Below are 23,700 nucleotides of genomic sequence, written 5' to 3' on the forward strand. Positions count from 1 at the left end.
AACCTCATGGTGTGGGCAAAGCGGATTCTTATCGTTATGCGTTGTCTAGCCCTAGGATGCGTCGATTACGTGCCTCGCTACTGCTAGCACCAGCAAAATCATCAAACGCTACCTCAGTAGGCTTGATCATGTGTGCCGCAATAAACGGTGCGCCTTCAGCAGCGCCTTGAGCGGAGTCTTTCAAGCAACATTCCCATTCCAGCACCGCCCAACCGTCAAAACCGTATTGCGTGAGCTTGGAGAAAATGCCTTTGAAATCCACCTGTCCGTCGCCTAACGAGCGGAAACGGCCAGGACGATTCACCCAATCTTCGTAACCGCCATAAACGCCGGAACGACCATTTGGATTGAATTCTGCGTCTTTCACATGGAACATCTTGATGCGATCGTGGTAGCGATCGATGAAATCGAGGTAGTCCAGCTGTTGCAGCACAAAGTGGCTTGGATCAAACAGGATGTTGGCACGCGGGTGGTTGTCCACCGCCGCTAAAAAGCGCTCAAAGGACGCGCCATCATGCAGGTCTTCCCCTGGGTGAATTTCGTAACAAACGTCGACGCCGGCTTCGTCAAAAGCATCCAAGATCGGCGTCCAACGCGCTGCTAATTCTTTAAAGCCTTGTTCGACCAAGCCAGCCGGACGTTGTGGCCATGGATAAACTAGGTGCCACATAAACGCGCCAGAGAAGGTCGCATGGGCTTTTAGGCCAAGACGCTGGCTGGCTTTCGCCGCCAGTTTTAATTGCTTGATGGCCCACTCGGTACGCTCTTTTGGCTTACCGTGTAATTCTGCTGGGGCAAAGTTATCAAACAACTCATCGTAAGCTGGGTGCACGGCCACTAGCTGACCTTGCAAGTGCGTCGAAAGCTCGGTGATTTCGACACCCGCTTGTTTACATATAGCTTTGATGTTGTCGCAGTATTCTTGGCTCTCGGCAGCGATCTCAAGATCAAATAGCTTAGGATCGGTGGGCACTTGAATGCCTTTGTAACCCAGTGACGCCGCCCATTTGGCCATGCCTTCAAGGCTATCAAATGGCGCACTGTCACCCGCAAATTGTGCGAGGAAAATCGCAGGACCTTTCATTGTCGACATCGTTTCTCTCCTCGACTCAATTAATGGGTTTCTGGCATGCCTAGCCATTTCTGATCGCTGGCACCGCTTGCCACCATGGCTTCAATAAACGCCATGCCGCGTAGACCAGATTCAAGCCCAGGCACACCCGGCGCTTTGCCAGACAAGCCTTGGCGCACGGCGGCAGCAAAATCGCTGTATAGATTGGCCATGGCTTCTAGGTAACCTTCAGGATGTCCCGCTGGCACACGGCAGCGACGTGAGGCTTCTGGATAAAGACCTGGTTGACCGGCACCGGCGCGATACACCATGTACGGCGCATCCATGGTGCGGTAAGTCAGAGAGTTCGGCTCCATTTGAGACCATTCAAGGCCGCCCTGGTCGCCGTAAATACGGATTTTCAGATCGTTTTCGACACCCGCGCAGATTTGGCTGGCGATCAATACACCACGAGCACCTTGGTCCGTATGGAAGAAGGCCGCGCCGTCATCATCAAGGCGTCGGCCTTCGACAATCGAATTCATATCCGCACACAACTTGGTGACTTGTTGGCCGCTGATCAGCTCAGCCAAACCAAAAGCATGGGTACCGATATCGCCCATACAGCCAGCGCCACCGGATTGCGCAGGGTCCGTACGCCAAGCCGCTTGTTTATTGGAAGGATCTTCTGGAAGGGTTAACCAACCTTGCGGGTATTCGACGAGGATTTTGCGAATGGTGCCAAGCTTGCCATCTTCGACCATGGACTTGGCTTGCCACACCATAGGGTAACCAAGGTAAGTATGAGCCAGACCGTACAGACGATCCGAGCCATTGACCACATCGGCCAATTGCTTCGCTTCAGCAAGATTTAACGCCGCTGGTTTTTCACAGAACACATGAAAACCCGCTTCAATCGCGGCCATGGAAATCGGCACATGCATATGGTTGGGCGTGACAATGATCACCACTTCCATACGCTCTGCTTCGGGGAGCTTGGCTTCTTGCGCCAACATATCTTGCCAAGAGCCATACACACGCTGATCGTCGAGACCCAGGCTATCGGCTGTGCGCTGGTTGTTGTCGTCATTACGACTGAAGGCTCCGCACACAAGTTGGTACTGGCCATCTAAGCCCATTGCATGTCGATGCACGGCGCCAATGAACGCACCTTCACCGCCGCCGACCATTCCGGCGCGGATTTTTTCCAATTTAGCCATGTTTTTCTCCCCGCTGAATATTGCCCAGCGTTGTCTTGCTTATATTTTTGCAAAATGTAACCGTTTACATTTTTGTCTGTCAAACAATTTTCGAGCAATAACGGGGCATTGCGCCTCTTTTCAGGGCATTTCTTGGGTTATAATCTGGGCTTAGTACTGGATTTTTCAGACATTTCTAGTAATCTCCCATTAATAAATGTTATCGGTTACATTTTAGTGACTGAGAATAATAAAAAGGTTAAAGAGAAGGTTATGGCAACCATTCGTGATGTCGCAGAGTTAGCGGGCGTATCGGTGGCAACGGTATCCCGTGCCCTACAACAACCTGAGCGAGTATCCCCAAAGACCCGCGCTAAAGTGACAGCAGCGGTCACAGAAACTGGCTATAAACCCAATCTGATGGCAGTGAAATTCCGTTCGGGTAAGACCTCTAATCTGGTGGTGCTGGTGCCTACTGTGGCTAACGTTTTCTTTGCCCGTGTCATCAGCGGCATGCAAACCGCCGCGGCCGAGCGTGGCTATTCCCTATTGCTCGGTAACACCTTGGGCAATGCCGAACTAGAAGCCAATTACGCCAAAATGGTACAGACCTCTCAGGCCGATGGCCTGATCCAGCTACGCGCCCACAACCCATTTGAAGTGCAAAGCAGTACCAGGTTGCTGCCCATGGTCAACGCCTGTGAGGTGTTAGAAAGCGATCGCTTCCCCGTGGTAACACTGGATAACCGCTCTGCTGCCAAAGCCATTACTGAACATCTGATTCGCTTAAATCATCGCCGCATTGCCATTATCAAGGGTCCACAACAGAGTCCTTTGACACAAACCCGTTTGGCCGGTTATCGCGATGCGCTGATGGAAGCAGGGATCGAGTTTGATGAGTCGTTGTTATTTGCTGGTCACTTTGATCTGTATTCTGGACGTGAAGCGGCGGAGCAGATCTTGGCGTTACCAACCCGCCCTACGGCGGTGGTGTGTGCCAACGATGAAATTGCCATAGGTGCCATTCAAGGCTTTAAACAAGCGGGCCTGCGCGTGCCAGAAGACATCTCAGTAGCAGGCTTTGACGACATTTCCTTTGCCGAGTTCTGTGATCCGCCACTGACGACCATTGCCCAACCGGCAGAAGAATTTGGTCGCACTTCGGTCAATCTGTTGATCGATGTTTTAGATAACAAGGTGACCAAGGCGCCCAAAGTGATCTTGCCCTTTGAGCTGATTACCCGCGCCAGCACCGGACCTGCACCGAACTTATAACCTTTTAAAAAGGTACAGGGACGACAATAACAATAATCGAGGAGATCCCCTAAATGTCTGATTACTCTAACAAAATAGCCAATTGCATAAGCCGCCGTAACTTGCTCAAACTTGGCGCAGCAGGCATCGGCGCCATGGCATTGCCATCCATGCCAGTGTTTGCCAGCAGCGCTTCAAAGGCGGTCGGTCTACAGCTGTACACGCTACGCGATATGATGGGCGCAAGCGTCAGCGATACACTAAAGCTGGTCGCGCAAGTGGGTTATAAAGAACTGGAATTTGCTGGCTATTTTGGTCATTCGCCAAAAGAGATCCGTGCGATGATGAATGACAATGGCTTGTCATCACCATCCGCTCATATTCCATTGGATACCTTCCGCAATGATGGCATTCAAAAAGTCATCGAGCTGGCCCAAGAAATCGGTCACCAATACGTGGTCGTTCCATACCTCACCGAAGAACAACGTGGCCATGGCATCGATACTTACAAAGTACTGGCTGAAGAGTGCAACCGCTGGGGCGAAGCCTGCCGCAAGCAAGGTCTAACGCTTGCTTACCATAACCATGCCTTTGAATTTGATGTGATGAATGGCGAGATGCCATACGACGTATTACTGAACGAAGTCGAAGCACAAAATATGGCCATGGAAATGGACTTGTACTGGGTATTAAAGGCCAAGCAAGATCCGTTTGCTTACTTCCAGCAACACGCTGGCCGCTTCAAACTTTGGCATGTTAAAGATATGGATGCTGCTGGCAACTTTGCCGATGTGGGCACTGGTGTGACCGACTTTGCACCGATCTTCGCTGCCGCGCAACAAGCGGGCGTGGAGCACTACTTTGTGGAACGCGACCAAACCGACGACAAACTAAAAACCATTCAACAAGGTTATCTAGCCACCGCTAAATTACTCGGTTAATCGACCGTCTAGGATCGTCACCTTTATATTCGCGTAAGGTGGCGATCCCGCTTGCTTGAGAATTTTCTGATCCTCGCTGATACTGAATGCTGTCACTCACTTCCCAGATTGCATCTCTCTTATTTTGCAGGTCAGCACGGATGAATAGATACCGTAAGAAAGCGGGCATTTCAGTTAGAGTTTTATTCAGCGGCAGCATCATTATTAGCATGATGTTATTAGCGGCCACCCTCACTATCTTTTCCTACCTTTATGGCCGCACTTCGCTCAACCAGCAAGTGGAGATGAACGCTAAGCAAGTGACCTTGTCGCTCGAAAAACAAATAGAAAGCGTCACCATCACCGCCGAACAAAGCGTCATGTTGTTGCAGTTCGATGCCATCACCACGCTCGACAATATGGAGGAGCGTGCGACAAGGCTGCCGTTTCTGGCCAGTGTCATCAAAATGAACCGCATCCTAAGCGCCATCTATGTGGGCTATGAGGATGGTGACTTCTTTTTACTACGTTCTCTTGAAAGCCCCATCGCACGCCAGCGGCTGGATGCGCCGGAAGGCTCCATGTTTTTACTGCAAGCAATCGACCGCGACGCATCGGGGGCAGTTGAAAACGCTCGCTGGACCTTTCTTGATGAAGCGCTCCAGCCCTTAGAACAAACTGAACAGCCAAACGGCTACAGCTACGATCCCAGAGAACGACCTTGGTTTCAGCAAGCTCAAGCCAAACCTGACTTAATCTTAACCAAACCCTATTTGTTCTATACCACCGATGAAGTCGGCAGCTCTTTTGCCATCCATAGCCCTAACAGCCACGCCACGGTAGGAGTCGATGCTTCTATTAATGATTTGTCGAATTTTATGCATCGCCTGACACCCGCCAAAGAGGTAGAAATGGCGATAGTGGATCAGGATGGACGCCTACTAGGTTACAACCAAACCGACGTGGCGCTAGCCACCTACGAAGATTCAAATCTGCCGACCTTAAAAAGCGTCGCACAACTGCAAGAGAAAGCGTTAGCCCAACTACTGACAATACCGAACAGTTCAGAAGCCCTTAACCAGTTCGACTCCGATGGCGAACAGTGGTACGGCATACGCGCTCCTCTAGACAGTTCCAGCAATCAAGATTGGCAATTACTCTATGCAGTGCCACAGTCTTTTTTACTACAGGATGTGAATCAAAACCTACGTAACCAGCTGCTGTTATCAAGTGGCGTAATCCTGATCCTCATGCTGTTTGGTTGGTTGGTCGGCCGCTCGATTTCACGTCCTTTGCATCTGCTATCAGAAGAAGTCAGCAAGCTGTCATCGTTTGATTTTGATCGTAAGATTAATGTGAATTCACCGGTAAAAGAAATCAATGTGCTATCGTCGCTAACCGACCACATGGCGCTCACCATCCATAACTTTCAGTCCATTTCCCATACCTTGGCGCACGATCCGGATCTAGAACGCATGCTCGAACAGGTGTCCAACCACTTGATTGCGATCACCTCTTCCAAGGCAGGTGCGGTGTACTTATTCAACGAGTCTAAACTCGAGATGCAACGTGCGACCCAGACGCATATCGACTGTCCAGAAATCATTCTTTGCCCAAGCAATAACTGGTCGGAATTACGTCCAACGCTAATGGACGTGCTTGATGCGACACAGCAACAGCTATTTTTAACGCCACTAATCGATCGCGATCACTCTATCCTTGGGGTTCTGTTACTGCAGCTCCCTGAAGACAGCCAGGTCGACATCCAATCCTTCCAGCACTTTATGGATGAGATCTCTGGCGCCGCGGCCACCGCGATTTCCACGCGCCGCCAACTGGAAGCGCAACAAGAACTGCTCGATGCGATTATTCGTCTACTCGCTGATGCCATCGATGCTAAATCCCCTTACACCAGCGCCCACTGTGAACGAGTGCCGGAGTTAGCAGAAATGCTCGCCGAAGCAGCGGTACAAACCAAGCAAGGCGAATTGGCAAGCTTCACAATGAATGATCATCAACGCCGCGAGTTTCATATCGCGGCTTGGCTGCATGATTGCGGCAAGATCACCAGCCCGGTACATGTGGTCGATAAGGCCACCAAACTCGAAACCATTTATAACCGCATTCATGAAGTGCGCACCCGCTTTGAAGTACTCTGGCGCGATGCGGAAATTGAGTATTTGAATGCTTTACTGGCGGGAGAAGAAGAAACCAAGCTAGCGCAACGAAAACAGCAACGTCAACAGCAGCTAGAATCCGATTTTGCCTTTATCGCCCAAGCGAATATCGGTGCTGAATTTATGGCCGAAGAGGACATTGAGCGTGTGCACAAGATAGCCCAACAAACTTGGACGCGTCATTTCAGTGATCGTTTGGGTCTATCGCAAGACGAGCAGCAACTGCTGCCAGAGACGCAGGAAAGCTTGCCAGTACAAGAAACACTACTGACAGACAAAGCCGAACATATTGAGCCATGGGGGGAGCGACGCCCTGCTGTGGAAGCCAGCAATCCTGACAACATTTGGGGCTTTGATATGGAGCTGCCACAGCAAGCCTTTAACAAAGGCGAGCTGTATAACTTATGCGTGCAGCGCGGCACCCTGACCGATGAAGAGCGTTTTGTGATCAAGGATCATATGGTGCAAACCATTAAGATGCTCTCAGCACTACCCTTCCCAGAAGAGTATAAAAATGTTCCGAATATCGCCGGTAATCACCATGAACAGCTCAACGGCACTGGCTACCCTCGCAAACTCGATTTAGCACAACTCAGTGTGCAGGATCGCATCCTCGCCATTGCCGATGTATTTGAAGCGTTAACCGCCTCAGATCGACCTTATAAAGCGGGCCATCCAATTTCTAAATCGCTCGCCATACTCGCGTCTATGGTGAAAAACGGTCATTTAGATGGCGCGCTGTTTAAGCTATTTGTTGAGACAAAAACCTACTTGAACTACGCCAACGCCTTTCTTAAGCCAGAACAGATCGATGAGGTAGACCCCGAGCAATTATGGCAATTGGCGGGGCTTTAGAAGTTTACTCTTAAGGCTATAAGGTCAGAGGGGCCTCTATGGAAGACAACCATTGCCAGTCACGTTTGACTTGCTCAGCGTAGTCTCGCTGTAAGCTTTCCAGCGCTTGCCAAACCTCATCAGAAGTTTCCAGTACGGCTGTTTCAAAGCGTTTAGAACGGCGATCAAAACGAGCATGAGCTAAGGCTAGCGCCTCACCGCAAGCACTTGCATAGGCTTGAAAACCTCCATTTAGCGCACGCTTGCCACAGGCGATGTCTTCGGGGTCAATGCCCACCCGCGCATGATGGCGCGAGCGCACTAACCAATGGCTTTTACGCCACAACACATCATCCAAGACTAAGTCTGGATTACGCTGCATACGACGCTGACAGTTCACGGTTAAGTGGGCTGGCGACAACAGGTTAGTCAGACTTAAGTCTTCGTACTCAAACAAGGGCGCCGCGGCACGCTGCTTTTTCACTTCGACAATGTGGCAGAGATGCAATGCCTCTTGGCTCACATCTTCTGGCCCCACCAATAAGTAGAAGCGTTTCATATTCACCGAGCCCGTGCCCGCTCCAACACGTTCCACGATGTCGAGAATATGGTCGTCCACATAGGGCGCAAACACCTTCTCTATCGCCCGATAGGTGGAGCCATCTACCGGTTTAAATTTCTCAGGTAGCTCTAGAAAAGCGAGGGGGCGAGCATCTAAATCCACCGCCTTAGCCAGTGAGCTTTTGGTCAGAAAGTCTGCCCCACCCGTTTGGCGTTTCAGCGCTTTTTGCTCCAACTTATACAGCACATGTTCATCATCAAATTGCTGCAACACCTGTTGATAATCGATGGTTTGATCGACCAGTTGCTGACAGGTTGCGCGGTAACTTTGCCAGAAGGCGGTTAAGGCCAGACCAGCTTGTTCGGCACTAATCACCTTAGTTTTATCCAGCGGTTCTAATAGCTGATAACGCCCTTCTATCGCCCCTTGGCAATGATCAGCACACAAAAGCAAGCTCACACCATAACGCAGCAAATCCCAACCCGCATGACCAACACAGGCATCATCGAAATCATTCGGCGCAAAAATCACATTGTCGCCATGGGAGCCCTCTTCGCTAAAAAAGCCAAAGTTCGATACATGGCAATCTCCCATCACCATGGTTAACGGCCAAGACTCAATCGCTTCTGGTAAACGGAAGGTTAAGTTGGCCAGATCTTGGTAAAACACCGACGATGCGCCACGCAACATCACGAACGGACTGCTTACCATCTTGCGATGCTTCTTTAAGCCCGAGCCTGGCATGACGCCATCGACACGGGAAATCACTTCCATCAGCTGTTGTTCGCGTTCGGACACTGGCTACCTCATTCTTTAATCTCGACCAAGAGATCAATAATAAAAGCATTCTCCCGCGAGGTCTAAGGGATTGCACAAGAAAGCAACACGCTTTTACAAAAAATCAATGTTATGTTATAACATTTTAAGTTTTCTAGGAGAGAATCATGAACACACCTTCCACTTTCAAGCGCCTACCGGTCACTGTGCTATCGGGCTTTCTTGGCGCGGGCAAAACCACTTTACTGAGCCACTTATTAAATAACCGCGACGGTCTACGTATCGCCGTGATCGTTAACGATATGAGCGAAATCAACATCGATGCGGCGTTCGTTTCACAAGAAGTTTCCCTTAACCGCGGCGAAGAAAAGCTGGTCGAAATGAGCAACGGCTGTATCTGCTGCACCCTGCGCGAAGACTTATTGATCGAAGTACGCAAGCTTGCCGAAGCGAATAAATTTGATTACCTCGTGATTGAATCGACTGGGATTTCTGAACCCTTGCCCGTAGCGGAAACCTTTACCTTTGCCGATGAAGAAGGCGTTAGCCTTTCGGACATCGCCACCTTGGATACCATGGTCACCGTCGTGGATGCGGTGAACTTCTTAAAAGACTACAACACCGCAAAAAGCATCAAAGAAGCGGGCGAATCCCTGGGCGAAGACGATGAGCGTAACGTGGCAGACTTATTGGTCGACCAAGTGGAATTTGCCGACCTATTGCTTATCAGCAAAATTGATTTGGTCAGTGAAGCCGAGCTGAATGAACTCAAAGCCATCTTGCGCAGCCTCAACAGTCTAGCGGAGATTATCCCAATGGAGCGCGGCCAAGTGCCGAATGAAAAGCTGCTTGGTACTGGCCTGTTTAACTTTGAAAAAGCTCAACAAGCCCCAGGTTGGTTAGCAGAAATGCGCGGCGAGCACACACCAGAAACCGAAGAATACGGCATTGGAAGTTTTAGTTTTGTGGCACGCAAACCATTTCACCCAAAACGCTTCCACACCTTCCTACACAGTACTGAGCAATACGGCAAACTGATCCGTTCAAAAGGCTACTTCTGGTTGGCCTCTCGCCCAGAGTTCGCAGGTCAATGGAGCCAAGCGGGCGGCATCGCACAATACGGCTTTGCCGGCATGTTCTGGCATGCGGTGCCGCGTCAGTACTGGCCACAAGATGAAGAATCACTCGCCATCATCAACGACAGCTGGGTAGAACCCTTTGGCGATATGCGCCAAGAGCTGGTCTTTATCGGCCAAAACCTTGATCAAGACGCCATGACGAAGGCTCTAGAGGCAGCACTGCTGACCGAAGACGAACTGCTACAAGGCAAAGCGACTTGGCAAGAGCTGGAAGATCCGTTCCCAGAGTGGCAACCAGGAGCAGCGGCGTGAGTGTAGTTGAAGAAACCTTCGGTGCCTTGCGCGCACCGATCGCCGACTTTTCCGAAGAGTTATCGGGTCTTGCTGGCATCTATCAAGACGATGTGAACCTAATGGTCTGGCAGCGAGACTTAGAAGAAGACACCCAGCAAGCGGTGGCTACGCTTCTTAGCGCAGGTAATAACTTTTCCCTGAATCAGATCGTCACACCTGAGAACGTTACCAAGTCCCTTGAACGAGGCCTTCCCAATGTCGACGGGCGTGAAGCTTTGATTCGTGATATCGCGTTACTGGTCGATGCCTACTGCTGTTTATTTGATTTAAACACTGCAGGCCTGCGTTTAACGCAAGTGGATCGCGCCATGTGTCCACGCTTTCATGTAGACCAAGTGCCTTGTCGTTTGATCACCACTTACCAAGGCCCAGCGACACAATGGTTGGAAGAACACCACCTTAATCGCCAAAAACTAGGACGTGGCAGCAATGGTCAACCAGATGGCTCGTCTGGCCTGATCAAAGCGGATGCCGGCATCCAGCAAATCAGTGTGGGTGACGTTGCGCTATTAAAAGGCGAGCGTTGGGAAGGCAATGAAGGCCGCGGCATCGTACATCGTTCGCCAGGCGTAGAGAATGGCCAATACCGCCTGCTACTCACGCTAGATATGGCGTAGAGTTTTCAGAGGCAAAGATTAGCTTAAAGGCCAGCAGGCAGGATGCCTGCGTAGCCCAATCGGCACAGGGATGTGCCGTCTGGGCGGGCCGTAAGCTGACTTTGCCTCGACCCACTGTTCTCAGTCTTGATTACTGATCGCTATTCAATACCTCAGTATAAATAGCCATCAGTTACTTTCCTTTAGACGAAAAAAAGCCCGAGGCGTGAGCGGATGCCTCGGGCTTCTTTTTATCGCCAGCTAAGATTAGTCAGCTGACAAATGCTTCAACAGGGCATCAACCGTTTGTTTCGCATCGCCGAACAACATACGCGTGTTGTCTTTGAAGAACAGTGGGTTTTCTACGCCTGCGTAACCACGGCTCATACCACGCTTAAGCACGATAGTATGTTTGCCTTTCCAAGGTTCTAGGACTGGCATACCCGCGATTGGGCTATCTTCTACTTCGTTTGCCGCAGGGTTAACGATGTCGTTAGCACCGATAACAACCGATACGTCTACTTTAGGGAAATCATCGTTGATTTCGTCCATTTCGTACACGATGTCGTATGGTACTTTCGCTTCAGCTAGCAATACGTTCATGTGACCCGGCATACGACCCGCTACTGGGTGGATACCGAAGCGCACGTTCACGCCTTTTTCACGAAGTTTCTTAGTGATCTCGAATACAGTGTGCTGCGCTTGCGCTACCGCCATACCGTAACCTGGAATGATCATGACCTCTTTCGCAGACTCAAGCATGTGAGCGGCTTCTTCGCATTGGATTTCTACAATCTCGCCTTGCTCTTCTACCGCAGCACCAGCTGCTGGAGATGCTTTTTTCTTCTTAGTACCGATACCACCAAGGATAACGTTCAAGAACTTACGGTTCATCGCACGACACATGATGTAAGACAGGATCGCACCTGAACTACCTACTAGGGCACCGACTACGATTAGCAGGTCGTTACCTAGCATGAAGCCCATTGCCGCTGCTGCCCAACCAGAGTAGGAGTTCAACATTGACACTACTACTGGCATGTCCGCACCACCGATCGCAACTACTAGGTGAGCACCGAATACCAACGCTAGGATAGTGATGATGTATAGGTAAACCATACCATCTGCTGCGCCTACCGCTGCGAATTCAACGATTAGGTACAAAGACACCAATACGATCGCAAGGTTGATCATGTGACGACCAGGCAGTTGCAGTGGGTTACCCGATACTTTGCCGCTTAGTTTCAAGTAAGCAATCAAAGAACCCGTAAAGGTTACCGCACCGATAAAGATACCTAGTGACGTTTCCACGTCATGGATACGCTGAGCCACAACTGACTCGTACACACCGTGACCTAATGCGTTGGCAAAGCCTACGAATACCGCAGCCAAACCTACCAAGCTGTGTAGGATCGCTACCAATTCTGGCATCGATGTCATTTCTACACGTTTCGCTAGGATGTAACCGATCACACCACCAGGTACTAGACCTAACAGTAGTAGGCCGTAGTTATCTGTTACTGCACCGATGATAGTCACTGCCATCGCTAGGCCCATGCCTAGGATGCCGTAGATGTTACCGCGGCGCGCGCTTTCTTGGTGGCTCAAGCCACCCAGTGCCATGATGAATAAGGCGCTGGCTCCGATGTAGGCAGCCGTCATTACTCCAAAGTTCATTGTCGTCTCCTACTTACGGAACATTTTCAGCATACGATGCGTCACGGCAAAGCCGCCGACGATGTTAATGCTGGTAATAAAGATTGCCAGAGCAGCCAGTATCGCAACGATCGGACTATCGTTCGAGATCTGTGTCAAAGCACCGACCACGATGATACTACTGATGGCATTGGTAACACTCATTAGTGGCGTGTGCAGAGAGTGGCTAACTCCCCAAACCACCATATAACCGACAAAGCACGACAATACAAAGACGGTCAAGTGTCCCATAAACTCGGCAGGCGCTACGCTACCTACACCCATTAGTAATGCACCAATAATGAAGACTGGGATTAGGAAACCAAACGCGCTTGGCTTCTTCTCTTCTTTCTTGGCTGTTTTTGCCTCCGGCAAAGGCTCGCTTACATCACTCTTAGGCGCAGCAGACAGACGTGGTGCTGGTGGTGGCCAAGTGATGTTGCCTTGTTTCACAACAGTTGCGCCACGAATTACTTCGTCTTCCATGTTCAGATCGATCTGACCATCTTTGTTAGGGCACAATTCTGTTAGTAGGTGGTAAATGTTGGTCGCGAACAATTGGCTAGATTGCGCCGCCATACGACTTGGTAGGTTGGTGTAACCGATCAAAGTCACGCCGTGCTTCTGCACGATCTCATTGGCTTGAGTCAGTTTACAGTTACCACCCGTCTCTGCTGCCAAGTCAACGATCACACTGCCTGGTTTCATCGAGCGAACCATTTCTTCTGTGATCAATTCTGGTGCAGGTTTACCTGGAATTAGGGCTGTCGTGATGATGATATCAACGTCTTTCGCTTGTTCTGCGAATAGCGCCATTTCCGCGGCAATGAACTCAGGGCTCATTACTTTGGCGTAACCGCCTTCACCGTTGCCATCTTCATCTTTGAAATCTAGAACAAGGAATTCAGCATCCATACTTTCCACTTGTTCTTTTACTTCTGGACGCGTGTCGAACGCACGAACGATCGCACCCATGCTCTTCGCAGCACCGATGGCAGCCAAACCTGCTACACCCGCACCGATAACCAATACTTTTGCCGGTGGTACTTTACCCGCAGCGGTAATTTGGCCCGTGAAGAAACGTCCAAAGTGTTGTGCTGCTTCCACTACCGCACGGTAGCCGGCGATGTTTGCCATCGAGCTCAACACGTCCATCTTCTGTGCACGAGAAATACGTGGAACGGCATCTAACGCCACCGCATTCGTGCCTCGTTCAGCTAGCTGATTAAGCTTCACTGAGTTTTGCGCAGGATAGAGGGTACTAATTAGCGTCTGATCTTTACCTAGCAGCTCAATGCCATAAAAGCCTAGCTCTGGGTGTTCAATCGGTGGACGCACTTTAATCAGGATGTCTGAATTGTGCCATAGCGATTTGGTATCGCTGGTCACTTCAACGCCTGCTGCAATGTATGCTTCGTCAGAGTAAGACGCGGCTTCACCTGCGCCACTCTCAATCACTAGATCGAAGCCTAGCTGTTTGACCCTTTCAGCGACTGCTGGGGTCATGGCCACCCGCAGTTCGCCGTCTTCTATCTCTTTCGGTATACCAATCTTCATAATGATGCCGTACTTATTCTTGTCCGAGTTTTAGCCGTATTTATATTTTTGCCCTACAATGGTGCCATTCACGACACTTATGTGGACTATCACCCATAATTGGGCGTATGCAATTAGAAACCAGCTAAACGCACTAATCTTGCACACAAGCGTCAGCCCCCGTCGCGATAACGACGATTTTTTGTTTTTTCATGACTTTTTTATGTCAGCTATAACTTTTTTTGATACGAAAGAGCGAGAGAGTAGAAAATATGAACGAAAAAAGTGATTCTGCGCATTGCTTTGTTTAAAATTCAAACAATTCTTGCCAGTTTCAAATTTATAAATCGCGATGCCTTAAAGCACTCAATTAGTGTCGCAATAAGATAAATGACAATATTTGGGCTGTGCTAAGGTGCGCACCAGTTTTAAACTCTTGACAGCGTTAGTGGCTTTGGGGTTGTGAATCGCAGGAATCTCACAACTCAACTACACTGCCTTAACGCACATTAACCGCTACAATAATAAGCAACACTTCCGCCAGATTACGAAATCAACTTTGTAGCTGGGCGACAGGAGGAAATACAATGACTACATTGAAAGCAGTTGCATGGGAGCCAGTGACTGCCCAAGCCATCATCGATGAGCTTAAGTCTAAGCCAGGCGCTCTGCTGCCGATTCTACACGCTATTCAGGATCGCTTTTCATACATCCCTGACGAGGCTGTTTCCCTGATTGCTCAGGCTTTGAAATTGACTCGCGCAGAAGTTCACGGTGTGATCAGCTTCTACCACCACTTCCGTACCCATCAACCAGGTCGTCACGTGGTTGAAGTATGTCGTGCAGAAGCGTGTCAGGCACTAGGTGCTCGTGCATTGGAAGCTCACGCCAAGTCTTCTTTGGGTGTGGATTACCACCAAACAACACCAGACCGTAACATTACCCTTGAGCCAGTTTACTGCTTAGGTAACTGTTCATGCGGTCCATCTATTCGTGTTGGTGATGACATTTACGCAGACGTTGATGCAGCACGCTTCGACGAGCTAGTGGAAAGCCTAAAAACCGATCGAGTGGAGATTCTGTAATGACGTTTCGCATTCACGTTCCTTCTGATACAACCGCTAAAGCGCGTGGTGCTGACCGCATCGCTCGTCTAATTGAGATCGTAGCGGAAGAACACAAAGTTGACGTTGAAGTACGTCGTAACGGTACGCGCGGTCTTTACTGGCTAGAAACTTTGGTAGAAGTCGAAACTGACGCAGGTCGTTACGGCTTTGGCCCAGTAAAAGAAGGCGATATCGAGTCTCTATTCGTTGCTGAGTTTTACAAAGGCAACGTTGAGCACCCATTGGCCGTTGGCCTAGTGGAAGAAATCCCTTACCTAAAACGTCAAGAGCGTTTCACGTTCTCACGTATTGGTATCAACGATCCGCTGTCCCTAGAAGACTACAAAGCGAAAGACGGCTTTAAAGGTCTAGCGAACGCGATCAAACTGTCATCACAAGAAATCGTTGATGCAGTAAAAGAATCAGGCCTACGTGGCCGTGGTGGTGCGGCTTTCCCTACCGGCATCAAGTGGCAAACTGTGCTTGATGTGCCATCACCAAAAAATCAAAAGTACATCGTTTGTAACGCCGACGAAGGTGACTCTGGTACCTTCGCTGACCGTTTGGTGATGGAATGTGACCCATTCATGCTGATCGAAGGTATGACCATCGCAGGTCTTGCTGTTGGCGCGACACAAGGTTACATCTACTGCCGTTCTGAATACCCGCTATCCATTGAAAACTTGAACAGCGCTATCCAAACCGCTTACGACAACAACCTATTGGGTGCTGACATCCAAGGTAGTGGTAAACACTTCGACCTAGAAGTGCGTATGGGTGCCGGTGCTTACATCTGTGGTGAAGAAACCTCACTACTAGAAAGTTTAGAAGGTAAGCGTGGTCTAGTTCGTGCTAAGCCACCATTGCCAGCGATCGTTGGTTTGTTCGGTCAGCCAACGGTTGTGAACAACGTACTTTCTCTTGCTGCGGTACCATTCATCCTTGATAAGGGTGCAAAAGCGTACGCTGACGTAGGTGTAGGTCGCTCACGCGGTACTCTGCCTTTCCAAGTAGCAGGTAACGTAAAATTCGGTGGTTTGGTGGAACTAGCGTTCGGCCCAACACTCAAAGAACTGATGTTCGAATTCGGTGGCGGTACGCGCAGCGGTCGTCCTCTACGTGCGGTTCAGGTGGGTGGTCCACTAGGAGCTTACCTACCAGAAAGCCAGTGGGATACGCCACTTGGTTACGAAGAGTTTAGCCAGAAACAAGCCGTGCTTGGTCACGGTGGTGTGGTGATGTTTGACGACACAGTGGACATGAGTGAGCAAGCACGCTTCTCTATGGAATTCTGTGTTGCCGAGTCTTGTGGTAAGTGTACACCTTGCCGTATTGGCTCAACTCGCGGTGTCGAAGTGATCGACCGTATTCGCGCAGGCCAAAACGTCGATGCCAATATGGAACTGTTAACTGATCTATGTGAAACCATGTTAGACGGTTCTCTTTGTGCCATGGGCGGTATGACGCCATTCCCAGTCCAAAGTGCCATGAAACACTTTACTGAGGACTTCGTTAAGAATGCAGCTTCAGCGACCCAAGCGAAGGAGGTCTGATCATGTTGCAACATTTTGACCCTAATAAGGATTACGGCACACCCGCTTCTCTGAGCGAGAAGATGGTGACGCTAGAAATCGACGGTGTAGAAGTGACCGTACCGGAAGGTACGTCAGTTATGCGCGCTGCGGCGATGTATGACATCAACATCCCTAAACTATGTGCGAGCGACAACCTAGAAGCTTACGGTTCTTGCCGTATCTGTGCGGTGCAAATCGAAGGTCGTCGTGGTACGCCAGCGTCTTGTACAACGCCAGTTGATGCGGGCATGAAAGTATCTACGCAAACGGACAAGCTTGCTAAGCTACGTCGTAACATCATGGAGCTGTACATCTCTGATCACCCGCTAGACTGTCTAACTTGTCCAGCAAACGGTGACTGTGAGCTACAGGACATGGCCGGTGCCGTTGGTCTTCGTGAAGTACGTTACGGCTTCGAAGGCAACAACCACCTACACGCTGAAAAAGACAAATCTAACCCTTACTTCACGTTCGATGCGAGCAAATGTATCGTGTGTTCACGCTGTGTGCGCGCTTGTTCTGAAGTTCAAGGTACCTTTGCACTGACCATCGACGGTCGTGGTTTTGACTCGAAAGTGGCCGCTGGCCAAGACGAGCAATTCCTTGATTCTGAGTGTGTGTCTTGTGGTGCTTGTGTGCAAGCCTGTCCAACCGCAACACTAATGGAAAACTCTGTCATCGACATGGGTCAACCAGAACACAGCGTGACCACAACTTGTGCATACTGTGGTGTCGGCTGTTCTTTCAACGCTGAAATGAAAGGCGACAAGCTAGTACGCATGGTACCGGCGAAAGACGGTGATGCGAACCACGGTCACTCTTGTGTTAAAGGTCGTTTCGCGTTCGGTTACGCAACCCACAAAGACCGTATCAAAGCGCCAATGATCCGTGATTCGATCGACCAGCCTTGGAAAGAAGTAAGCTGGGAAGAAGCGATCGGTTTCGCAGCGAAACGCCTAAAAGAAATCCAAGCGCAATACGGCCGTGAAAGTATCGGTGGTATTACGTCTTCTCGTTGTACCAACGAAGAAACTTACTTGGTTCAGAAACTGATCCGTGCGGCATTCGGTAACAACAACACCGATACTTGTGCGCGTGTATGTCACAGCCCAACCGGTTACGGTCTGAAGCAAACCCTAGGTGAATCTGCGGGTACGCAAACATTCGACTCAGTTATGTTCTCTGACTGTATCCTTGTTATCGGTGCTAACCCTACCGACGCTCACCCTGTATTCGGCTCGCTAATGCGTCGTCGTCTACGTGAAGGCGCAAGCTTGATCGTTACCGACCCACGTGAGATCGACCTACTGAGCACACCACACCTAGGCGACGCAACACACTTGCCACTACGCCCAGGCACCAACGTTGCTATGGTTAACGCTCTAGCACACGTAGTGGTGACAGAAGGTTACGAAGACAAAGAATTTATCGCGTCTCGTTGTGATACTAAAGCGTACGCGAAATGGCGCGAGTTCATCATCGATGAGCGTCATGCACCAGAAGCAGTAGAATCCATCACTGGCGTTAAAGCAGAGAAAGTACGTGAAGCTGCACGTAAGTTCGCGACTGCGAAAAACGCTTCGATCTACTACGGTCTAGGTGTAACGGAACACAGCCAAGGTTCAACAACGGTAATGGGTATCGCCAACCTTGCCCTAGCAACCGGTAACATCGGTCGTGAAGGTGTAGGTGTAAACCCTCTACGTGGTCAGAACAACGTACAAGGTTCTTGTGACATGGGTTCTTTCCCACACGAGCTACCAGGTTATCAACACGTATCGGATGCGGTTGCCCGTGCCCGCTTCGAAAAAGTTTGGGGCGTAACACTAGACGACGAGCCAGGTCTACGTATCCCGAACATGTTCGATGCCGCATTGTCTGGTGAATTCCGTGCTATGTACGTACAAGGTGAAGACATCGCTCAGTCTGACCCGAACACACAACACGTTGAAGCCGCACTAGCAGCGCTTGATTGCTTGATCGTACAAGATATCTTCTTGAACGAAACAGCGAAATTCGCTCACGTATTGCTTCCAGGTTCTACTTTCCTAGAGAAGAACGGTACCTTCACTAACGCGGAACGTCGTATCAACCGCGTACGTAAAGTCATGGCACCGATCGCAGGTAAAGAAGACTGGGAAGTAACGGTCGACCTAGCAAACGCATTGGGTTACCCAATGAGCTACTCTCACCCATCTGAAATCATGGATGAGATTGCGAGCCTAACACCAAGCTTCGCTAACGTAAGCTACGCGAAACTAGAAGAACACGGCAGTTTGCAGTGGCCATGTAACGACGAGTTCCCAATGGGCTCGCCAATCATGCACACTGAAAGCTTCCCAATCGGTGACGAAGGTAAAGCGAAATTTGCGGTAACTGAATTCGTACCAACAACAGAACGTGCTAACAGCCGTTTCCCATTGTTGCTAACGACTGGCCGTATCTTGAGCCAATACAACGTAGGCGCGCAAACACGTCGTACTGATAACCAAGCTTGGCACGATGAGGACATCCTTGAGTTGCACCCTCACGATGCAGAAGAGCGCGGTATCAAGACTGGCGATTGGTTGGGCATCACCAGCCGTGCAGGTCAAACCGTACTACGTGCGAAAGTCAGCGAACGTATGCAACCTGGTGTGGTATACACAACGTTCCACCATCCAGGCAGTGGCGCTAACGTAATCACTACGAACAACTCGGACTGGGCAACTAACTGTCCTGAGTACAAGGTGACCGCGGTTCAAGTCGAGAAAGTATCTCAGCCATCTGAATGGCAGAAGAACTTCCAAGACAACCACGAGCGCCAGAACGAGTTCCTACGTGGCTCAGCGTCTGCACACAGTGCGGTTAAATAAGTAGGTATTGAGAGATAAACTATGTTTCATACTGAAGAAGAAAGCATCGTAACCATGATCAACCACATTGCGCAAAACAATGTGAGTGCAGGTACTGAATCAGAAGTAGCGGATATGGTGGAAAACCACATCACTAAATTCTGGTCACGTCGCATGAAGAAGATCCTAGCGGAGCAACTTGCGAAAGGTACTGAAGAGTTTGAGCCAGCGGCCCTAGTGGCGGCACAGCGTCTGTCGGCAAAAGTCAGCGCTTAAGCTCTAATCATCGCTTAACGATTAAAAGCCCCTTCTCGTAAGGGGCTTTTTTTATGCCTGCTATTTTTAAAATTGTTAAATTAGCCACTGCTCGGTTTGTTCAATCACCTGATGTAGGATTTGCTTTACCTCATCAAAACTCTCCGGTTGACGCTCGGGGCGCGAGACCAAATAAATCGGATAGTGAAACTCTGGTGAACGCTCAACAACATGTAACGCACCAGACTCCAAATGTGGCAGTACCACACGTGTACGAAAATACCCATTCCCCCCCTGACGCAACATCACATGCAACGCCAGTGGCCCATGGGAATAATGCATGGCTGTCTGTCGACTAAAGGGCAGGCAGCGATCAAATTGCTGGTCAAATTCCTCCCCCCAATCAATGTATAAATCAGGTGTCGACTGCTTGGTAGACGCCACATGAATCAGCTTCTCTTCCGCCACCTGTTCTATCTGTAGATCGGGATAATAACGGGCGCTATGCACCAACGCTGCATTTAAGCGTTGCTGGCGAATGTCTTCATACAGTACATCGGTTGTCGCCACATGACTGGTGAGCTGAAAGGTCTGAGCACTTTGCAAAGCAGCCAACCACTCCACCATCACCGGATTCCAAAGACTATGCTCAGCTCCAAGCGCTAAGGGCGTCAGTGCAGACTCATCTGGATTCTGACAGGCATGCTGTGCTGCCTGCCAAACACTGATCAACTCGCGAGCATAACGCGCAAAGCGCTCCCCTTCCGGTGTTAATCGGGCCCCTAGGCGATTACGGATAAACACCTTGCAGCCAAGCTGCAGTTCTAGGGTTTGTATGCGTGCCGTCACTGTGGTTTGCGTCACATGCAAGCGTTCTGCCGCTTTGGCAAAAGTGCCGGACTGCATGATTTCCAAAAAGGTTTTTGCTAACTCAACGTCCATCATCGCCCCATTTAATGCAATTTTATTGAATTATATATCAGTTAATATTCATTATATCTATTTATAAAGAGTCGCTACCATGCAGCTATCTCAACCATCTGACGCGTCAGAATAGGAGGACATCAGCACATGTGGGCATCATTAGCACAAAAGATTGGCGTGGAAAGTAATCCAACGTCCCATTGGGAACGCCTGATTGCGGGGGGTTCTACTTGTTTAGCCATTGCTGTCGTTGCCATGCTGACACAATGGAGCTTGTCCGACGAAACCCATTTACTGTTTTTCGCTTCTTCGGCAGCGAGTGCCTTTTTAGTCTTTACGCTACCTCACGGTCCGTTGTCGCAGCCTTGGCCAGTACTGGCCGGACAAGCTTTGGCGATGCTGATAGGGGTATTGGCTGGTACTTTTCTAGGTTCTGGCATTCTCGCGGCGGCCTTGGCAGTCGGCTCGACCGTGCTACTGATGCATTATCTTCGCTGCCTTCATCCACCGGGCGCTGCCACCGCGTTTTTCTTTGTTACAGGGATTGAGCATATTCCATTGCAGGAAACCTGCTTGGCTTTTCTACTGAATATCAGCGTGATTGTGATGCTAGCCATCCTGCTCAATAACGCCTTTCATTGGCGTCGCTACCCTTTATTTTGGTTCACCCAGCAACAAGCCAAGCCGAACAACACAGATTCGGTTGAGTTAGAAGATCTGCATCGCGTGTTACAACAGCACGATGTGTTTATCGATATCAGCCTCGAAGAACTGAAAAGTCTTTATGTGGAAGCACAACAATCCAAACACACCAATAAACTGTAATGACAGCTTTATTCTAGTTGTCTGGAAGCGTCGGAAATATGGCTAATAGCCCACTTAAAACGCCACCCTTAACATAAATAAAAACAATATATAAATAATATATAGCCTCTCAATATTTTATAGTACAAGCCTAGCCTCTCTAATTTGAGATTGAGAAACACTCAAAACTAAAAATAAGGCATTGATAAATATAAAAAATATCGAAGCAACAAATACAAACCCCATCCCGTTCACAGTATAAGTAAACCCGAACACCTATATGAAAAAGAGTTTGCCAAAAAATAACATTAGCAAGACTTATGCTTTATATTAGTTTTTAGGGAGTTTACGGGGGCACACTGGACCGCTAACGTCTCATTAATAAGTACTCTAAAAAGGTTTATAAAAATGGGAACGAAAGCAAAATCGTCCAATACGGACTATGTCATACTCGCCGATAAGGGCCTGTTTCGGGACTTAAACCCAAACATGGCTCTTTTCTCTAAGGGGCTGATTTTGGCCTTTGTCGCCTTCACCCTCTACGACGTGGATCAGGCCGCCAGTCTGTTCTCCAGCATGCAATCTTGGATTCAAACCAATCTTGATTGGTTCTATGTCTTATCCATGTGTATTTTTGTGGGCTTTACCTTTTATTTGATGTGTTCCAAGTATGCGGGCATTCGCTTGGGTAAAGACCATGATCGCCCGGAATTCAGCTACTTCTCTTGGCTGTCTATGCTGTTTGGTGCCGGTATGGGGATTGGCTTGTTGTTCTGGTCGATCGCCGAGCCGGCTTACCATATTCAAAGCAACCCTTTTCTAGCGCCCAATACCGCTAACACCATGGCCGGTGCCGATACCGCCATGCAGGTGACTTTCTTGCATTGGGGCTTACACGGTTGGGCGGTGTATGTAATCGTAGGCTTGGCGTTGGCGTATTTCACCTACCGCCATGAGCTACCGCTGACGATTCGCTCCGCCTTGTACCCAATCTTTGGCGATAAGATTTTTGGCTGGCGCGGCCACGTGGCCGACCTATTAGCGATTTTCGGTACTCTGTTCGGGGTGGCCACTACGCTCGGTTTGGGCGCTGGCCAGATTAATGCTGGGCTACACTATATGTTCGGCATTGACGTCGGCACCGTTGAGCAAGTGATCATCATTGCTGTGGTGTCGGTTATCGCTACCATTTCCGCGGTATCCGGTGTCGGCCGCGGCATTAAGATTCTATCTGAATTGAATATGTGGCTATCGATCATCCTGATCTCCATCTTTCTTATTGCTGGACCAACCGTCTTTGTTTTGGGCTTTTTTGTCACCAACTTGGGTGACTATATTATTAACTTTATTCCGATGGGCTTTTGGGTCGACCCTGATCCTGCAGGTCAATGGCAAGGCTGGTGGACCGTATTTTACTGGGGCTGGTGGATCGCTTGGGCACCATTCGTCGGTATGTTCATTGCGCGCATTTCCAAAGGCCGCACCATTCGTGAGTTCTGTTTAGGCGTACTGATTGTACCCACCTTGATTACCTTCTTATGGATGTCAATTTTTGGTGGCACAGGGCTATTTATGGAGCTATTTGCCGACGCAGGTTTCGGTACCGGCGGCGTGATTGCAGCCGTCAATGAAGACATTTCCAAACCTTTGTTTGTGGTCATTGAACAACTCGGCATGGGCTGGTTTACCCCCATCGTTGTCTTTATCTCAGTGATTTTGATTATTACCTACTTTGTTACCTCGTCTGACTCGGGCACCCTGGTCATTACCACACTAGTGTCCATGGGCAATGAGAATCCACCTTCCAGTTATCGTATTTTCTGGGGACTGAGCGAAGGAGCTGTGGCAGCCGTATTACTGCTCGCAGGAGGCTTGAAAGCGTTGCAAACCGCCTCTCTAGCCGCTGGTTTACCGTTTGCCTTCATTATCTTTATGATGATGTATGCACTCATTAAGTCCCTGCGTGCCGACTTTGAAGGGGTGCAACAGATTCGCGAAATCGCCCCAGAGAAACATACCTATCGTACTGATCATTACATATCCATTTTGAATAATCGCTAGGCTAGAAAGGCGCTCAAAAGAGCGCCTTTCTTTTCATAAATCAACTCTGTTTAAGCGCTGTAATTAAATGTTCATTCAAGTTGCCCGTAAGCGTCGGAAAGATAGCCA

At 49.5% G+C, this 23,700-nt stretch carries 17 protein-coding genes; 11 read left to right on the plus strand and 6 right to left on the minus strand.

Going from position 1 to position 23,700, the window contains the following annotated elements; all coding sequences use genetic code 11:
* Window positions 1-34 precede the first annotated feature (34 nt).
* The gene (locus ACOSVP_RS13540) at window positions 35-1,093 is read right to left on the minus strand and encodes a sugar phosphate isomerase/epimerase family protein (protein ID WP_487348020.1); all 1,059 of its coding nucleotides are present in this window, start codon (window positions 1,091-1,093) and stop codon (window positions 35-37) included.
* A gap of 20 nt (window positions 1,094-1,113) precedes the next feature.
* Window positions 1,114-2,271, minus strand: a complete 1,158-nt coding sequence (locus ACOSVP_RS13545; RefSeq protein ID WP_487348021.1) for a Gfo/Idh/MocA family protein — start codon at window positions 2,269-2,271, stop codon at window positions 1,114-1,116.
* 252 nt (window positions 2,272-2,523) lie between these two features.
* On the opposite strand from ACOSVP_RS13545, the gene ACOSVP_RS13550 reads away from it, so the two are divergent.
* From ACOSVP_RS13550 to ACOSVP_RS13560, 3 genes are all read left to right on the plus strand, one after another.
* Window positions 2,524-3,525 carry a LacI family DNA-binding transcriptional regulator gene (locus ACOSVP_RS13550; RefSeq protein ID WP_487348022.1) on the plus strand — a complete coding sequence of 334 codons (1,002 nt, stop codon included), beginning with the start codon at window positions 2,524-2,526 and terminating at the stop codon, window positions 3,523-3,525.
* A 53-nt stretch (window positions 3,526-3,578) separates the two neighbouring features.
* On the plus strand, window positions 3,579-4,445 hold the full coding sequence (locus ACOSVP_RS13555; protein WP_487348023.1) for a sugar phosphate isomerase/epimerase family protein: 867 nt from the start codon (window positions 3,579-3,581) through the stop codon (window positions 4,443-4,445).
* A gap of 140 nt (window positions 4,446-4,585) precedes the next feature.
* Window positions 4,586-7,456 (plus strand): HD domain-containing phosphohydrolase, encoded by a 2,871-nt coding sequence (locus ACOSVP_RS13560; RefSeq protein ID WP_487348024.1) that lies wholly within the window; start codon window positions 4,586-4,588, stop codon window positions 7,454-7,456.
* A gap of 16 nt (window positions 7,457-7,472) precedes the next feature.
* On the opposite strand, the gene ACOSVP_RS13565 is transcribed toward ACOSVP_RS13560, so the two are convergent.
* Complete coding sequence (locus ACOSVP_RS13565; RefSeq protein WP_487348025.1) at window positions 7,473-8,795, minus strand: DUF2252 family protein; 1,323 nt, start codon at window positions 8,793-8,795, stop codon at window positions 7,473-7,475.
* Between the two features lie 146 nt (window positions 8,796-8,941).
* Between ACOSVP_RS13565 and zigA the strand changes: the two genes are divergently transcribed.
* Complete coding sequence (zigA, locus tag ACOSVP_RS13570; RefSeq protein WP_487348026.1) at window positions 8,942-10,165, plus strand: zinc metallochaperone GTPase ZigA; 1,224 nt, start codon at window positions 8,942-8,944, stop codon at window positions 10,163-10,165.
* The gene (locus ACOSVP_RS13575) at window positions 10,162-10,824 is read left to right on the plus strand and encodes a DUF1826 domain-containing protein (protein ID WP_487348027.1); all 663 of its coding nucleotides are present in this window, start codon (window positions 10,162-10,164) and stop codon (window positions 10,822-10,824) included. Before zigA ends, ACOSVP_RS13575 begins: the two co-directional genes overlap by 4 nt.
* Window positions 10,825-11,070: 246 nt before the next feature.
* On the opposite strand, the gene ACOSVP_RS13580 is transcribed toward ACOSVP_RS13575, so the two are convergent.
* Together ACOSVP_RS13580 and ACOSVP_RS13585 are read right to left on the minus strand one after the other, a co-directional pair.
* Window positions 11,071-12,480, minus strand: a complete 1,410-nt coding sequence (locus tag ACOSVP_RS13580) for an NAD(P)(+) transhydrogenase (Re/Si-specific) subunit beta (RefSeq protein WP_487348028.1) — start codon at window positions 12,478-12,480, stop codon at window positions 11,071-11,073.
* A 9-nt stretch (window positions 12,481-12,489) separates the two neighbouring features.
* Window positions 12,490-14,055: a Re/Si-specific NAD(P)(+) transhydrogenase subunit alpha gene (locus ACOSVP_RS13585; protein WP_487348029.1), complete on the minus strand. Its 1,566-nt coding sequence runs from the start codon at window positions 14,053-14,055 to the stop codon at window positions 12,490-12,492.
* A 566-nt stretch (window positions 14,056-14,621) separates the two neighbouring features.
* Here ACOSVP_RS13585 and ACOSVP_RS13590 point away from each other — a divergent pair.
* The 4 genes from ACOSVP_RS13590 to ACOSVP_RS13605 are packed head-to-tail and all read left to right on the plus strand — an operon-like array spanning window position 14,622 to window position 19,824.
* On the plus strand, window positions 14,622-15,119 hold the full coding sequence (locus ACOSVP_RS13590; protein WP_487348030.1) for a formate dehydrogenase subunit gamma: 498 nt from the start codon (window positions 14,622-14,624) through the stop codon (window positions 15,117-15,119).
* Entirely contained in the window at window positions 15,119-16,693 is a 1,575-nt protein-coding gene (locus ACOSVP_RS13595) for a formate dehydrogenase beta subunit (RefSeq protein WP_487348031.1), read from the plus strand. Before ACOSVP_RS13590 ends, ACOSVP_RS13595 begins: the two co-directional genes overlap by 1 nt.
* Before the next feature lie 2 nt (window positions 16,694-16,695).
* A complete protein-coding gene (gene fdhF, locus ACOSVP_RS13600; protein ID WP_487348032.1) occupies window positions 16,696-19,569 on the plus strand; it encodes a formate dehydrogenase subunit alpha in 2,874 nt (957 codons plus the stop codon).
* A 21-nt stretch (window positions 19,570-19,590) separates the two neighbouring features.
* The gene (locus ACOSVP_RS13605) at window positions 19,591-19,824 is read left to right on the plus strand and encodes a formate dehydrogenase subunit delta (RefSeq protein ID WP_055463422.1); all 234 of its coding nucleotides are present in this window, start codon (window positions 19,591-19,593) and stop codon (window positions 19,822-19,824) included.
* A 75-nt stretch (window positions 19,825-19,899) separates the two neighbouring features.
* On the opposite strand, the gene ACOSVP_RS13610 is transcribed toward ACOSVP_RS13605, so the two are convergent.
* Window positions 19,900-20,748, minus strand: a complete 849-nt coding sequence (locus ACOSVP_RS13610) for a LysR family transcriptional regulator (RefSeq protein WP_487348033.1) — start codon at window positions 20,746-20,748, stop codon at window positions 19,900-19,902.
* A gap of 126 nt (window positions 20,749-20,874) precedes the next feature.
* On the opposite strand from ACOSVP_RS13610, the gene ACOSVP_RS13615 reads away from it, so the two are divergent.
* Window positions 20,875-21,552, plus strand: a complete 678-nt coding sequence (locus ACOSVP_RS13615; protein WP_487348034.1) for an HPP family protein — start codon at window positions 20,875-20,877, stop codon at window positions 21,550-21,552.
* A 387-nt stretch (window positions 21,553-21,939) separates the two neighbouring features.
* Entirely contained in the window at window positions 21,940-23,592 is a 1,653-nt protein-coding gene (locus tag ACOSVP_RS13620; protein ID WP_487348035.1) for a BCCT family transporter, read from the plus strand.
* Window positions 23,593-23,700: the final 108 nt, after the last annotated feature.

This window comes from Marinomonas sp. HM11-D, from assembly GCF_057626615.1.

Excerpts from the sequence above, each read along its gene's own strand:
- fdhF (WP_487348032.1), top strand. The coding sequence starts at position 16,696 with ATGTTGCAACATTTTGACCCTAATAAGGATTACGGCACACCCGCTTCT.
- zigA (WP_487348026.1), top strand. The coding sequence starts at position 8,942 with ATGAACACACCTTCCACTTTCAAGCGCCTACCGGTCACTGTGCTATCG.
- ACOSVP_RS13545 (WP_487348021.1), bottom strand. The coding sequence starts at position 2,271 with ATGGCTAAATTGGAAAAAATCCGCGCCGGAATGGTCGGCGGCGGTGAA.
- ACOSVP_RS13585 (WP_487348029.1), bottom strand. The coding sequence starts at position 14,055 with ATGAAGATTGGTATACCGAAAGAGATAGAAGACGGCGAACTGCGGGTG.
- ACOSVP_RS13620 (WP_487348035.1), top strand. The coding sequence starts at position 21,940 with ATGGGAACGAAAGCAAAATCGTCCAATACGGACTATGTCATACTCGCC.
- ACOSVP_RS13615 (WP_487348034.1), top strand. The coding sequence starts at position 20,875 with ATGTGGGCATCATTAGCACAAAAGATTGGCGTGGAAAGTAATCCAACG.
- ACOSVP_RS13605 (WP_055463422.1), top strand. The coding sequence starts at position 19,591 with ATGTTTCATACTGAAGAAGAAAGCATCGTAACCATGATCAACCACATT.
- ACOSVP_RS13555 (WP_487348023.1), top strand. The coding sequence starts at position 3,579 with ATGTCTGATTACTCTAACAAAATAGCCAATTGCATAAGCCGCCGTAAC.
- ACOSVP_RS13580 (WP_487348028.1), bottom strand. The coding sequence starts at position 12,480 with ATGAACTTTGGAGTAATGACGGCTGCCTACATCGGAGCCAGCGCCTTA.
- ACOSVP_RS13595 (WP_487348031.1), top strand. The coding sequence starts at position 15,119 with ATGACGTTTCGCATTCACGTTCCTTCTGATACAACCGCTAAAGCGCGT.
- ACOSVP_RS13590 (WP_487348030.1), top strand. The coding sequence starts at position 14,622 with ATGACTACATTGAAAGCAGTTGCATGGGAGCCAGTGACTGCCCAAGCC.
- ACOSVP_RS13540 (WP_487348020.1), bottom strand. The coding sequence starts at position 1,093 with ATGTCGACAATGAAAGGTCCTGCGATTTTCCTCGCACAATTTGCGGGT.
- ACOSVP_RS13610 (WP_487348033.1), bottom strand. The coding sequence starts at position 20,748 with ATGATGGACGTTGAGTTAGCAAAAACCTTTTTGGAAATCATGCAGTCC.
- ACOSVP_RS13550 (WP_487348022.1), top strand. The coding sequence starts at position 2,524 with ATGGCAACCATTCGTGATGTCGCAGAGTTAGCGGGCGTATCGGTGGCA.
- ACOSVP_RS13560 (WP_487348024.1), top strand. The coding sequence starts at position 4,586 with ATGAATAGATACCGTAAGAAAGCGGGCATTTCAGTTAGAGTTTTATTC.